Below are 13375 nucleotides of genomic sequence, written 5' to 3'. Positions count from 1 at the left end.
ACCTCGGAGCACGCCGTACGTCGGCCAGGAGTCATCCGAGCGGATGAAAGGGGTCGCTGGGCGGACCGACCGTCCCCCCGGTGGATACGCTGGTCGGCATGTCGACGGAGGGCAACGGTGGCCACGACTGGGCCACCTGGGACGCGTACCACGACGCCTGGCGACGACTCGACCGGGCGCTCGACCGGGCCGTCCAGGCGGGCGCCGGCATCTCCGTCCCCGAGTTCGAGATCCTGATCGGCCTGCACCGGGACCCCGACCACCGTCTGCGCGTCCGGGACATCGCGGCGGGGATCGGCTGGGAGAAGTCGCGCGTCAGCCACCAGGTCACGCGGATGGTCTCCCGCGGCCTGGTCGAGCGGGCGGACTGCCCGAGCGACGCCCGTGGCAGCTGGGTGGTGATGACCGCGGACGGTCGTCGCGCGGTGCTCGCCGGCATCCGCGCGCACACCGGTGCGCTCGAGGACCTGTTCTGGAGGCCCGTGGGGACCGATGCCGAGACGCTGCGGTCCGTCAGTGCGCGCGTCCAGGACGCCATCGGCCCCGACGACGCCTCGGACGAGGCCGACGTCGGCTAGAGCGTGACGTCGGCGAGCGCGCCGCGCTCACCGCGCAGCCGGACCTGCACGCTCTTGATCTCGTCCCGCGGGATGTCCGTCGACGCCGACAGTCCGCGCGCATCGGCACCGGCAGCCGTCCACGAGCCCACGGTCTGCGTCGTGCCGTCGGTCCGGACGACGACCAGGTCGTAGAGGATCGACCCGTCCGGCGACCACTCCTTGCCGCCGTACGAGCACCCCCAGTCGAAGCGGGTGCCCCACTGCTCGCCGCTGATGGCGAGCTGGACGTCGAGTCCCTGCACGCCGGTCATGTCGTAGCGGTCGGCGGTGGCAGCCGCCGTCGGAGCGGCACCGGCCTGCACCGTGGTGCGCTCACCCGCGGCACCGACCGCGAGCCCGCCCAGGACGGCGGCGACCACCGCGAGCCCCGCGGTTGCGGCGACCCAGACCCGGCGACGGCGGCGACGGTGTCGGACGCGGTGCGCGACGGAGGCGAGGTCGCTCTCGGAACGGGTGTCGGGCCTCCCGTCCGGCTCTGCGATCTCGATCGCCTGGTCGGCCGGCAACTTGCCGAGCAGCCCCGGCAGACCGACCAGCTCCGCGACGGCGGCCGCACAGCGGTCGCACGTCTCGAGGTGCCGTTCGTACTCCAGCCGCTCACCGGCCGGGAGCGACCCCAGGACGTACGCCGCATCCCACTCCGCGTACTTGTCGTCGCTCATCGGGTCACTCCTCGTTCCTGCAGTGCGAGCCGCAGGGCTCGCAGCCCGTAGTGCAACCGCGACTTGGCGGTGCCCTCCGGGATGTCGTGTCGTCGCGCGATCTCCGGCACCGTGTGCCCGAGCCAGTACGCGTCCACCACCACGCGACGGTGGTCCGGGCTCAGCGACGCGAGTGCGTCGGCGACCACGATCCGGTCCAGCACGGCGTCCGTGCTGTCCGACTCGATCCGTTCGACCTGGTGCTCGGTGCCGTGCTCACGGCGGTTGCGGGCCGACCGTGCGTCGTCGACCACCAGGTTGCGCGCCACCGTGAAGAGCCACGCCCGTGCGCTGTCGGGTGCCCGTTCGAGCACGGCCGGGCGCTGCCAGGCGCGGACCATCGTCTCCTGCACGACGTCCTCGACCGTCGAGCCGTCCCGCGTGAGGTGCCGGACGTACCGCGTGAGCGCGTCACCGTGCTCGCGGTACAGCGTCGCGAGCAGCTCGTCCGCGGAACGACTCGTCACGGTCACTTCCCGAGGTCGAGGGAGAACTCGACGGAGCCCTTCCCGTCCACGGTGACGAAGCCGAGCGAGGGGGCCTTCACGCCGTAGTCGGCGAAGGTGATCGGCACGGTGCCGGCGACCTGGACGGTCCCGCCCTTGCCGACCGCGACCTGGGCGTCGGCCGTGACCGGCTTCTCGACGCCGTGCAGGTCCATCGTGCCGGTCAGGGTGACGTCCTGCGTGGAGCCGTCGAGCGCCTTCGTGACGTCGACGGGCTTCGTCAGCTCGAACGTCGCCGTGGGGTACTTGTCGGTCTGCAGCGCGGTGGAGCGGAAGTACTCGTCGCGGGCGGCTTCGGGGGTGCTGATCTTGCCGACCTGGACGGTGACGGTCGCCTTGGTGAGGGAGCCGCCGTCGACGACGGCGGTGCCCTTGACGTCCTTCGTGCGACCGACCACGTTCACATCATTCCCCTGCAGGACCTCGTGCACCCGGTACCCGGCGTACGAGGTGCTCTTGCTGGTCCAGGTGCCGTCGGCGTCCTTCGCGTCGAGGGTGCCGGACGAGGACGCCGACAGCGAGGGTGCTGCGGCGGCCTGGCCGTTGACGGTGTTCGCGTAGATGACGGGGCCGGCGATGACGGCTGCTGCCGCCACGACGACGACGCCGGCGGAGATCCCGATGATGACCTTGGTTCGTTTGCGGAGTGCCATACCCTCAACGACGAGGCAGCCGGGCGGATCGTTCAAACGGGTTTCAGTCGGAGGTGCGGGCGCGGTCCTGGTCGGCGCGGTCCTGGTCGGCGCGGTCCTGGTCGGATCGGTCGTCGTCCGCCGCTGTGTCGTCCGCGGTCACGGCGTCGGCGGGGGTCTCCCCGCGCATCCGGACGAGGCTCGCCAGCGTCGACACGGCCATCGCGGCGACGATCACCAGCAGGGACACCCACGTGTTGATCTCCGGCGCCCACTCGATGTGGTGGCCGCCGTTCAGGAACGGCAGCTCGTTGTCGTGCAGCGCGTGCAGGACGAGCTTCACGCCGATGAAGGCCAGGATCACGGCGATGCCGTACTTCAGGTAGACCAGACGCTCGAGCAGTCCGCCCAGCAGGAAGTAGAGCTGGCGCAGACCCATCAGCGCGAAGACGTTCGCGGTGAACACGATGAAGGGGCTCTCGGTGATGCCGAAGATCGCCGGGATCGAGTCGAGCGCGAACAGCAGGTCCGTGGTGCCGATCGCGATGAGCACGATGAGCAGCGGCGTGAAGTGCCGAACACCGTCGTGGTGGGTGCGGAACTTCATGCCGTCGTACGTGTCGGTGAGACGGACCCGGCGGCGGAGCAGCCGGACGATGAAGGTGTCCTTCTGGTCGTCCTCGTCCTCGCCGCGGAGCTGCTGGATCGCCGTCCAGATCAGCCAGGCGCCGAAGATGTAGAAGATCCACGAGAAGTTCTCGATGAGCTGCGCGCCGACCAGGATGAAGATCCCGCGGAGCACGAGCGCGATGATGATGCCGAGCAGCAGCACCTCCTGCTGGATCTTCTTCGGCACCGAGAAGCGCGCCATGATGATGACGAACACGAACAGGTTGTCGATGCTCAGGCTGTACTCGGTCAGCCAGCCCGCCAGGAACTGCCCCGCGGAGTCGCCACCGGCGAAGACCAGCATGAGCACCGCGAAGACCAGTGCGAGCCCGACGTAGATGCCCACCCAGATGCCGGATTCGCGCAGCGTCGGCACGTGCGGGCGACGCGCGACGATGAGCAGGTCGGCGAGCAGGATCGCGACCAGGGCGATCATCGAGCCGACTTCGAACACGACGGGGAGCTCGGGCATGCGGAGCCTTCCTTGCTGGTGGTGGGGCGGGCAGCTTCGTGAGCGACCCGCACCAGTCTCCGGCATGATCCGGGCGGTGGCGAACCCCGGGGCTGCGTGCGGCGGACAGAGCCGTGCCGCTCGGCGGCCGTCGCGACGTTCGGACGCGCCGTAGCCTGGGCGCGTGGCGACTCCGCGAGCGATCTGCTTCGACCTGGACGGGACGCTGTTCGACCACCACGGGTCCGCTCGGGTGGGCGCGACCCGGTTCCTGCAGGGCCTCGGCGTCGAGCCCACCGAGGAAGCGATCGGCGCCTGGTTCACGGCGGAGGACGAGCAGTTCGAGCGCTGGCGGTCCGGGGCGATCAGCTTCCGGGAACAGCGACGCGCACGGCTCCGCACGGTCCTGCCGCACCTGGGCATCGAGGCGCCCGGCGACGAGGCCGGCCTGGACGCGGTGTTCGACGACTACCTGCTCGCGTACCGCGAGGCCTGGCGGCTCTTCCCCGAGAGCCTGCCGCTGCTGCACGAGCTGCGCGCAAGCGGACACCGCCTCGGTCTCTTGACGAACGGCACGGAGAGCCAGCAGCTCGACAAGCTCGCTCGGACCGGCCTGGCCGACGCGTTCGACGGCGTCTGCGTCTCGGAACGCATCGGGTTCCAGAAGCCGGACGTCCGCGCGTTCCACGCCCTCGCTGGGCAGCTCGGCGTCGACCCGGCGGACTGTCTGTTCGTCGGTGACGACCCCGAGCGCGACGTGGCCGGTGCCCGGGCAGCCGGGATGCGGGCGGTGCTGGTCGACCACGCGCAGCCGGAGGCCCCTGGTCTCCGCGCACTCGTGCTGTCAGCGCGCTGACGTCACCGCGTCCGCGACGGCCCGGGCGACCTCGGTGGCGGGGACCTCGGTCGCGTCGATGACCTCTGCCTCGGCGTGCAGCCAGCCGCGAGCCGCCTCGGCGTAGGCGTCGACGTACGCGAACCGGAACGTGGACGGGCCCACGATCGGGTCGTTCTGGATCCGGTCGCGGAGCGTCGACTCGTCGACGTGCAGCACGAAGTGCCGGACCGGGATGCCGTGAGAGGCGAGCCCCGCGGCGATCTCACGCCAGTACGCCTCGACCAGGACCGTCATCGGCATGATGAGCGGCCCGCCCACGTAGTCGTGCACCCGGCGAGCGGTCTCGACCACGAGCGGCCGCCACGGGTCCCAGTGCTGGAAGTTGTCGCTCTCCGGCAGCCCCGGTGTGACGTCCATCAGCACCTCGCCGACCTTCTCGGCATCGAGGATCCGCGAGCCGGGCAGCAGCGGCTGGAGCAGTCGGCTCGTCGTGGTCTTGCCCGCCCCGTGTGTTCCGTTCAACCAGACGATCACACCAGGACCCTAGCCGCCGACCACCCCGAGGGGCGGTCGGCGGCTGGTTGTCGATCGACCGAACGGTCAGCGACCGCTGAGGTCGTACGGACGCACGGTGGAGTCGACCGTCGTCAGATATCCGCCTCCGGCGAGCGCCGTGGGCAGCGTGATGGTGCGGAGCACGGACGGCTTCGTACCGGTGGTGTCGATCTGGGTGATCTTCCCCTCGTCGCCCCGCGTCACGAACACACTGCGGCCGTCGTCCGTCGCCGCGGTGAACCGCACCGACGCCCCGGTGGCCGGCTGTCCGGCGACGGGGCCCTTGCGCAGCGGCGTGAGCGCGACCGAGGTCGTGCGGCCGGAGTAGACACCGTCGGCCTGCTTCCGCACCAGGACGAGCGAGTCCCCGGTGCCCGACGTCAGCGCGACGGCGGCGAACCGGGCGGTGACGGCGACCCGGGTGAAGGATCCGGTACCGAGGTCGACGCTGCTGATCCTGCTGGACGACGTCGACGAGGTGGTCAAGTAGGCGGGGACGGCGTTCCACGGGGTCCCCGCGGCCGTGCTGCCGGCCTGGGTACCGACCACGGTCGTGCCGTCCGGTGCCATGCGGGGCCGGTAGCTCTGCACGCTCGGCTTCGGGTAGGCGACGGACCGGGAGCCCGTGAAGCCGGTCCGTGTCACCCGGACGGTCTGCACGCCGGCGGCCAGGTCGGAGCCGATCACCGTCCCGGTGGCGTTGACGATCGGGCCGTGCGGGTAGGCACCGAGGGGCGTGGTCGCGACGGGGCGCGGGTGGGTCGCACCCTGCATGATCGCGGACACGGAGTAGGCGTCGAGTCGTCCGCCCGCGGTGACCACCAGGCGCAGGGGGCTGCCGACCAGGAACGTCTCGACCTCTTCGGTGCCGCGCTTGCCCGTCGTGGCGAGCTGCACGGCCGAGGTGTCGATCCGGGCGGTGCGCTCCGTCTTCCGCCGCAGGTCGATCACCGTGACCCGCTGGCGCTCGGAGCCGTCGAAGTCGGAACCGACCGCCAGGTGACGCCGTGCAGTGTCGGTGGACAGCCAGCCGGCACGCTCCCAGCGCTGGTCGGCGTTCGGGATCGCGTAGTGCTGCGCGATGCGCGCCGTGCCGCGGGGGCCGATGGCGAGGACGTCGAGCCGCGGCTTCGACTCGTCCATGAACGCGATCCGCCCGTGGCCGAGCTGCACGGACCCCGCGTGGGTGCCGAACTCGATCCCGCTCAGGGTGGCGGTCCGCCGACCGGTCACGGCGTCGTTGACGTACACGCGCTTCGCCGTCGGGTCAGCCGTCACGAGCCAGCTGTGGTGGGCGGTCCGCGTCACGGCGGGTGCAGCCGACGCAGGGACGGCGATCGCGGTACCGACGAGCGGCACGAGCCCGGCCAGGACGAGCGCGGGGAGGAGACGCAGGGATCGAGGGGACATGGAACTCCTGTCGAGAAGACCGGACGGTGATCGCCCAGTTGAGAACCATTATCATCAAACTCCCCGCCTTCCACCATGAGACCGTGCCAAGGTCGAGCCGTGCAGAACTCCACGACAGTCGTCATCGCCGGATGCGGCGACCTCGGGACCGAAGCTGGCCTGCGCTTCGCCGACCAGGGCCACCACGTGATCGGACTCCGCCGCCGTGCCGAGCTGATCCCCGCACCGATCACCGGCCGGAGCCTCGACCTGCGCCACGAGGTCCCCGAGATCCCCGCCGACACGAGCGTCGTCGTCGTGGCCTTCGCCGCGGGCAGCCGCGACGTCGACGAGTACCGCGCCACCTACGTCGACGGGCTGCGCAACGTGCTCGACGGCATCGACGCCTCGGACGCCGACCCACGGGTGCTGGTCGTGTCCTCGACCGCCGTGTACGACGTCTCGGACGGCAGCGAGGTCACCGAGGAGACCCCGGCGCGCGGTGCGACCCCGACCGCCGAGGTCCTGGTCGAGGCCGAGGTCCTGCTGCGCGAGCGCGCTCCCGGCGCCGTGCTGGTCCGGCTGTCGGGCGTCTACGGCCCCGGCCGCGAGCGACTCATCGACCAGGTCCGGTCCGGGTCCGCACGGCTGGCGCCGGGGACCTCACCGCACACGAACCGCATCCACCGCGACGACGCCGCCGCAGCACTCGTGCACCTGGCGGCCCTGCCCGACCCGGCGCCGCTCTACCTGGGCACGGACGACGAGCCGAGCCGGCTGGACGACGTGCTGCGGTTCCTGGCCGAGGAACTCCACGTCGCCGAGCCGTCGACGGGCGACGGTGACGCGCGGCAGACCGGCGGCGACAAGCGCCTGTCGAACGCGCTGCTCCGGTCGACGGGATGGGTGCCGCAGTACCCGACGTTCCGCGAGGGCTACCGCGCCGTCCTGGCCGGCGAGGGCACCCGCCACCCGTGACGCGCGCGGGTGCCGTGACCTGACGGCCGGGAGGCCCGTGGCGGACGTGGCCACGGGCCTCCCGTCCGTCAGGCGGTCCGGTCCACTGCGCGACGCTCGCGTCCGCCCCGGTGCGGCAGGAACGTCTCGTCCCGCAGGGACTGCTCGATCTGCTCCAGGGACTTGCCCTTCGTCTCCGGCACCCGCAGGAACACCAGGACCCACCCGAGCACGTTGAGCGCGGCGTAGACGAGCATCGTGCCGCCCAGGCTGATCCAGCCGGTCAGCGTCAGCGCGGTCGAGGTCACCAGCAGGTTGGCGCCCCAGAGCACCATCGCGTGCAGGCTCGTCGCGGCGGCCCGGATCCGCAGCGGGTACATCTCGGAACCGACGAGCCACCCGACGACCTGGATGCCGCCGGCCTGGAAGAACATGAACGCCAGGATCAGCACGAGCGTGAGCACCGGTGAGGGCTTGCCGTCCTGGACGTAGAAGAGCACACCGAACAGGCCGATGCTCACGGCGGCACCCGGCAGCATCACGAGGGTCAGCCGTCGACGCCCGATCCGGTCCACCAACCGCGACCCGACGAACGTCATCACGAGGTAGACGACGCCCACACCGACGTTCGCCCACAGGGAGTAGACGTGCGGGAACCCGGCATCGGTGAGGATCGTCGGCGTGTAGTAGATCATCATCTCGAGGCCGGTCAGCTGCGTGAACGCGGCGACGATGAGCCCCGCGATCAGGGCCGGCCGCACCCACGGCTTGCGCAGCTGGGCCCACTGCCCGGAACCGGCGCTCGGTTCGGCCTCGTCGAGCTTGCGGATGTCGTCGAGCTCGTCCTCGGCGGCATCGTGGTCCGGACGCAGCCAGCGCAGCACCCGTCGAGCCGGACCGATGCGGTCCTGCGACACGAACCAGCGCGGGCTCTCGGGCAGGCGGAGCATCCCGAGCAGCAGCACGATGGCGGGTGCGGCGGCGACCCCGATCATGAAGCGCCAGGACACGACGCCGTTCAGGGCCACCCCGACGATGGCGGCGGACAGGATGCCGACGCCGATCGCGCAGTTGAACACCGTGACCAGGCTGCCGCGGCGCGGGCCCGGGGCGATCTCCGCGATGTAGGTCGGGATCGTCTGGGTCGAACCGCCCACCGCCAGTCCGAGGAACAGTCGGCTGAGGATCAGGAACACCGGGCTCGGCGACACCGCGGCGAAGAGCACGCCCAGGCCGAAGACGCCCGCGATCAGCAGGATGGTCCGCCGCCGCCCGATCTTCGCCGAGATCGGACCGGTGACGAGTGCGCCGAGGATCGCGCCGACCAGGATCGACGCCGTGATGAACTCCTTGACGGCGGAACCGATCGAGAACTCCTTGCCGATCTCGATGAGCGTGCCGGAGATGACACCGGTGTCGTAGCCGTAGAGCAGTCCGCCGAGTGCCGCGACGAACGCGACCCGGGTGACGTGCCGCTTCGTGACGCGAGCCGTCTCGGCCGACCCGGTGTCCTCGGGGATCTCCGGAGGGACGCCGGGCACCTTGTCGTGCTCGTCCTCGTCGGTGGTGGTCGTCATCGCGTCCTCTCCGTGCCGGGCACGCCCCGGACCGGCGGTCACGGTAGACGGACCAGCACGAACGGACGTTGAGGAAGCGTCGCCCGGGCTCAGTGGCCGCGGTGGTCCTGGATCGTGATCCGCGGCCCGAACGACGGCTTCCGGAACCCGGAACCACCGATCAACCGCACGACCCGCTCCCGGTGCCCGCGCCAGGGTTCGAGCAGCTCGAGCATCCCGTCGTCGTCGACCGGGGCCCCGGTGAGCGCCCACCCGACGAGCGCCGGCACGTGGAAGTCCCCCACGCTCGGCGAGTCCGGGTCGCCGTGGGAGCGCTGGGCGGTCTCGGCGGCGGTCCACCGCCCCACCCCGGGGATCGACTGCAGCTTCGTGGAGACGACCTCGCCACCGCGCCCGTGCGCCAGGGTCCGTTCGAGTGCCGGCGCGAGCTTCACGGCGCGCATCACGGTGGCCGACCGCCCGGGTTCGATGCCGGCCCGGTGCCACTCCCAGCTCGGGATCCGTGCCCACGTCGGAGCATCGGGCGGCACCATCATGCCCGTGGGAGCCGGTCCGGGCGCCGGGGAGCCGTGCCGACGGAGCAGGTACCGCCACGCGCCCCACGCCTGGCGCGAGGTCACCTTCTGCTCCATGATCGCCGGCACGAGCATCGCGACCACGGTGTTCGTGCGGAGCAGCCGGAGCCCCGGCTGCCGGTGTCGTGCCGCGGCGAGGAACTCGTTGCCGGAGACGTCGAACGACGACCAGTCGTCGCCGCGTCCGAGCAGATCGGGGGCGTGCTCGACCGCCCACGACGCACCGCTCCCCCACGCCGACACCGCGATGGTGTCGGCGGCCCGCCGGATCGCCACGGAAGCGGGACCGGAGGGCGTGCGCAGCGCGAGCCACACGACGCCGCCGACCACCTGGAAGGCCGGGTCGCCGGAGCCACGCTGCAGGGGCCGCAGGGTCGACGCGACGTCCACCGCGCCTCCAGGCCGGTACACCGTGTCGACGCGAGACGCGTCACCGGACGCACCAGCGGCGTCGACGGTGGCGGAAGCGAGCAGGGACACACGGGGATGGTAATGCGGAACCACCGTCAGTCATGATGGGCACTGATCCCCACCACCCGACGACGGAGTTCCCATGCGCATCGGCATCCTCACCTCCGGAGGCGACTGCCCCGGCCTGAACGCGGTCATCCGCGCGATCGTCCTGAAGGGCATCGCCATCTACGGACACGACTTCGTCGGCTTCCGCGACGGGTGGCGCGGGGTGGTCGACGGCGACATCGTCCCGCTCGGCCGCAAGGACATCCAGGGCATCGCGAAGCAGGGCGGCACGATCCTCGGCACCAGCCGCACGAACCCGTTCGAGGGCCCCAACGGCGGGTTCGAGAACATCTCCGCGACCCTGCAGCGGCACGGCATCGACGCGATCGTCGCGATCGGCGGCGAGGGCACCCTGGCCGCCGCGAAGCGCCTGACCGACGCCGGCCTGAGGATCGTGGGCGTGCCGAAGACGGTCGACAACGACCTGGGCGCGACCGACTACACGTTCGGTTTCGACACCGCCGTCGCCATCGCCACCGAGGCCATGGACCGCCTCCGAACCACCGGTGAGTCGCACTCGCGCTGCATGGTCGCCGAGGTGATGGGCCGGCACGTGGGCTGGATCGCGCTGCACTCCGGCATGGCCGCGGGCGCGCACGCGATCCTCATCCCGGAGCAGAAGACGAGCATGGAACAGATCGCGAAGTGGGTGCGGGCCGCCTACGACCGCGGTCGCGCACCGCTCGTGGTCGTGGCCGAGGGCTTCGTCCCCGACCACGAGGACACGGCGCACACCGAGCGCGGGCTCGACGCCTTCGGGCGCCCGCGGCTGGGTGGCATCGGCGAGCGCCTCGCGCCGCTCATCGAGGAGATGACGGGCATCGAGACGCGGGCCACGACCCTGGGGCACATCCAGCGCGGTGGTACGCCGACCGCGTACGACCGGGTGCTCTCGACCCGGCTCGGGCTGGCGGCGATCGACTCGGTCGTCGAGGAGCGCTGGGGCCGGATGGTGGCGCTCCGGGGCACCGAGATCGAGCACGTCTCGTTCGAGGAGGCGCTCGGGGAGCTGAAGACGGTGCCGCAGGCGCGCTTCGACGAGGCCGCCATCATGTTCGGCTGAGTGCGGCTGGCTGGGCTGCGCGGGCTGGGGCGGCGGGGCTGTTTCGGGCGTACCTGGTCGAATCGGGCGTACCTGGTCGGTTCTTCTGCCCCGGTATGCCCGAACCCACCAGGCATCGCACGCGTTCTGGGAAAGAACGGGCACAGCGACGGGCCCGCCGACTCTGCGCCGGGTCAGATCGGGCGTACCTGGTCGAATCGGGCGTACCTGGTCGGTAGTTCTGCCCCGGTACGCCCGAATCCACCAGGCATCGCACACGTTCTGGGAAAGAACGGGCATGCCGAGGCGCCCGCCGACTCTGCGCCGGGTCAGATCGGGCGTACCTGGTCGAATCGGGCGTACCTGGTCGGTTGTTCTGGCCCGGTACGCCCGAACCCACCAGGCATCGCACACGTTCTGGGAAAGAACGGGCATGCCGAGGCGCCCGCCGACTCTGCGCCGCGTCAGATCGGGCGTACCTGGTCGAATCGGGCGTACCTGGTCGGTTCTTCTGGCCAGGTACGCCCGAATCCGCCAGGCATCGCGCACGTTCTGGGAAAGAACGGACCGAAGGCCGGGAGGCCCGGGGTAGCGTCCGGCGCATGACCCGCGCCGTCCTCGTGTCCAGTGCAGCCCCGCCCACCGTCACCGACGTCGACCTGCCAGATCCGGCCGAGGGCGAGGCCCTGGTCGACGTCACGTACTCGAGCGTCAACTACAAGGACGGCCTGGCCCTCGCGCGGAACCCCGGCGTCGCCCGGCTCGACCCGCTCGTGCCCGGGATCGACGTCGTCGGCACCGTGTCAGGGCTCGGCCCCGGCGTCCACGAGGTCGCGATCGGCGACCGGGTGGTGCTGAACGGGGCCGGGCTGGGCGAATCCCGGCACGGTGGCTGGGCGACGCAGGCGGTGGTGCCGTCCGGGTCGCTCGTCGTGCTGCCCGAGGCGATCGACGACTCGTTCGCGGCGGCCATCGGCACCGCGGGGTTCACGGCGATGCTCAGTGTGCTGGCGCTCGAGCGCTTCGTCGCACCGGACGACGGGCCGGTGCTGGTGACCGGGGCATCCGGCGGGGTCGGCACCGTGGCGATCGCACTGCTGGCGGCCCGCGGGTACCGGGTCACGGCGTCAACCGGTCGCGCGGCAAACACGGACTCCCTCCGCCGGCTCGGGGCGACCGAGGTGGTCGACCGCGGCACCCTGTCCGAGCCGGGCAAGCCGATGCAGCGCGCCACCTGGGCCGGAGCGGTGGACAGCGTCGGCGGGGCCACGCTGGCGAACGTCCTGGCATCGACCCGGTGGGGCGGTGCGGTGACGGCGTGCGGGCTGGCGCAGGACTCAGCGCTGCCGACGACCGTGCTGCCGTTCATCCTGCGGTCGGTGTCGCTGCTCGGGATCAACTCCGTCGATGCCCCGCTGGAGCTCCGTCGTCGGGCGTGGGACCGGCTCGCGACCGACCTCGACGCGGCGCTCCTGGCCGACGTCACCCGCACGGTCACGCCGGAGCAGGCCATCGAGGTGGGCGCCGAGGTCGTCGCAGGTCGGGTGCACGGCCGAACAGTCGTCGCGGTCGCGGGCTGAGTCCCGGCCGGCGATCCACGCGACATTTAGCAAACGTTTGCATATTGGCACGCTAGGATTTCGAGTGTCGATTTCGTCCTCGAGGAGATGACATGCCGGTCCCCAAGTCCACCGTGGAGAGCTCTCCCCGGAAGCTCCTGCGCGACGTCGTCTACGACAAGATGCTCGCGGCCCTGCGTGACGGAACCCTGCAGCACGGCGAGCGCCTGAACGACGACGAGCTGGTCCAGTGGCTGGGTGTGAGTCGCACCCCGATCCGCGAGGCCATCGCGAAGCTCGTCGACATCGGTCTGGTCGAGATGGAGGCGAACCGGTACACCCGCGTCGCCACCCCGACCTTCGAGGACTGGGTCACCGCGACCCGCGCGACCGCCGGGTTCTTCGAGCTCAGCCTGCGCTGGGGCGTCCCCGAGTACAGCGACGAGGACGTCGATGCCCTCACCGCGCTGCTCGACAAGGCCGACCGCATGCGCAAGGTGCGCGACTACGGGTTCAGCGGCGCGCTCACCGAGATCATCGAGTTCGCCGTCGAGCACTCCGGCAACCCCCTGGTGCAGAACGCGGCCGTGGGCGCCATGGAGCGGGTCCGCTTCACGCTGAACCCCACGCCCCCGTTCGAGCAGTACGGGTCCGAGGCCTTCTTCTCGATCCTGCGCGAAGCGCTCACCGAGCGCGACGGTGAAGGCGCCGCCGAGGCCGGACGAGCCCTCACCCGCAACTTCGAACAGCACATCGAGGCGGTCCGCGCCGACCGCGGCTGACCC

General features: G+C 71.3%; 14 protein-coding genes. 6 read left to right on the top strand and 8 right to left on the bottom strand.

Features of this window, described 5'->3' with window-relative positions; genetic code table 11:
• Positions 1–98 precede the first annotated feature (98 nt).
• Positions 99–578: a MarR family winged helix-turn-helix transcriptional regulator gene (locus DEJ29_RS00755; protein ID WP_071404493.1), complete on the top strand. Its 480-nt coding sequence runs from the start codon at positions 99–101 to the stop codon at positions 576–578.
• Here the strand turns inward: DEJ29_RS00755 and DEJ29_RS00750 are convergent.
• From DEJ29_RS00750 to DEJ29_RS00735, 4 genes are read right to left on the bottom strand one after another with little or no spacing between them, the layout of a single operon-like run.
• Complete coding sequence (locus DEJ29_RS00750) at positions 575–1282, bottom strand: anti-sigma factor (RefSeq protein WP_111095587.1); 708 nt, start codon at positions 1280–1282, stop codon at positions 575–577. The genes DEJ29_RS00755 and DEJ29_RS00750 overlap by 4 nt on opposite strands.
• Positions 1279–1794: a sigma-70 family RNA polymerase sigma factor gene (locus DEJ29_RS00745; RefSeq protein WP_071404491.1), complete on the bottom strand. Its 516-nt coding sequence runs from the start codon at positions 1792–1794 to the stop codon at positions 1279–1281. The genes DEJ29_RS00750 and DEJ29_RS00745 overlap by 4 nt, the downstream gene beginning before the upstream one ends.
• The gene (locus tag DEJ29_RS00740) at positions 1791–2480 is read right to left on the bottom strand and encodes a YceI family protein (RefSeq protein ID WP_111095586.1); all 690 of its coding nucleotides are present in this window, start codon (positions 2478–2480) and stop codon (positions 1791–1793) included. Before DEJ29_RS00740 ends, DEJ29_RS00745 begins: the two co-directional genes overlap by 4 nt.
• A gap of 43 nt (positions 2481–2523) precedes the next feature.
• Positions 2524–3600, bottom strand: a complete 1077-nt coding sequence (locus DEJ29_RS00735) for a TerC family protein (RefSeq protein WP_111095585.1) — start codon at positions 3598–3600, stop codon at positions 2524–2526.
• Positions 3601–3763: 163 nt separating this feature from the next.
• Between DEJ29_RS00735 and DEJ29_RS00730 the strand changes: the two genes are divergently transcribed.
• Positions 3764–4435 (top strand): HAD family hydrolase, encoded by a 672-nt coding sequence (locus DEJ29_RS00730; RefSeq protein WP_111095584.1) that lies wholly within the window; start codon positions 3764–3766, stop codon positions 4433–4435.
• On the opposite strand, the gene DEJ29_RS00725 is transcribed toward DEJ29_RS00730, so the two are convergent.
• On the bottom strand, positions 4424–4951 hold the full coding sequence (locus DEJ29_RS00725) for an ATP-binding protein (protein WP_111040147.1): 528 nt from the start codon (positions 4949–4951) through the stop codon (positions 4424–4426). The two genes, DEJ29_RS00730 and DEJ29_RS00725, sit on opposite strands and share 12 nt — an antisense overlap.
• Positions 4952–5017: 66 nt before the next feature.
• Positions 5018–6382 (bottom strand): hypothetical protein, encoded by a 1365-nt coding sequence (locus DEJ29_RS00720; protein ID WP_111095583.1) that lies wholly within the window; start codon positions 6380–6382, stop codon positions 5018–5020.
• A 99-nt stretch (positions 6383–6481) separates the two neighbouring features.
• Between DEJ29_RS00720 and DEJ29_RS00715 the strand changes: the two genes are divergently transcribed.
• Complete coding sequence (locus tag DEJ29_RS00715; protein WP_111095582.1) at positions 6482–7339, top strand: NAD-dependent epimerase/dehydratase family protein; 858 nt, start codon at positions 6482–6484, stop codon at positions 7337–7339.
• Between the two features lie 68 nt (positions 7340–7407).
• Here the strand turns inward: DEJ29_RS00715 and DEJ29_RS00710 are convergent, their stop codons facing one another.
• Both DEJ29_RS00710 and DEJ29_RS00705 read right to left on the bottom strand, forming a co-directional pair.
• Entirely contained in the window at positions 7408–8895 is a 1488-nt protein-coding gene (locus tag DEJ29_RS00710) for a sugar porter family MFS transporter (RefSeq protein WP_111095605.1), read from the bottom strand.
• An 89-nt stretch (positions 8896–8984) separates the two neighbouring features.
• Complete coding sequence (locus DEJ29_RS00705; protein WP_111095581.1) at positions 8985–9950, bottom strand: DNA-3-methyladenine glycosylase family protein; 966 nt, start codon at positions 9948–9950, stop codon at positions 8985–8987.
• Positions 9951–10023: 73 nt separating this feature from the next.
• Between DEJ29_RS00705 and DEJ29_RS00700 the strand changes: the two genes are divergently transcribed.
• The 3 genes from DEJ29_RS00700 to DEJ29_RS00690 all read left to right on the top strand — a co-directional run bounded on the left by DEJ29_RS00700 (position 10024) and on the right by DEJ29_RS00690 (position 13372).
• On the top strand, positions 10024–11052 hold the full coding sequence (locus tag DEJ29_RS00700) for a 6-phosphofructokinase (protein WP_111095580.1): 1029 nt from the start codon (positions 10024–10026) through the stop codon (positions 11050–11052).
• 581 nt (positions 11053–11633) lie between these two features.
• The gene (locus tag DEJ29_RS00695; RefSeq protein ID WP_111095579.1) at positions 11634–12611 is read left to right on the top strand and encodes an MDR family oxidoreductase; all 978 of its coding nucleotides are present in this window, start codon (positions 11634–11636) and stop codon (positions 12609–12611) included.
• A gap of 92 nt (positions 12612–12703) precedes the next feature.
• Positions 12704–13372 (top strand): GntR family transcriptional regulator, encoded by a 669-nt coding sequence (locus DEJ29_RS00690; protein WP_111095578.1) that lies wholly within the window; start codon positions 12704–12706, stop codon positions 13370–13372.
• The last annotated feature ends 3 nt before the right edge of the window (positions 13373–13375 follow it).

It is taken from the genome of Curtobacterium sp. MCPF17_021 (assembly GCF_003234605.2).
GTDB classification, from domain to species: domain Bacteria; phylum Actinomycetota; class Actinomycetes; order Actinomycetales; family Microbacteriaceae; genus Curtobacterium; species Curtobacterium flaccumfaciens.
Note: the sequence above shows the minus strand (reverse complement) of the source record. Positions and strands in the feature narration are given on the sequence as shown.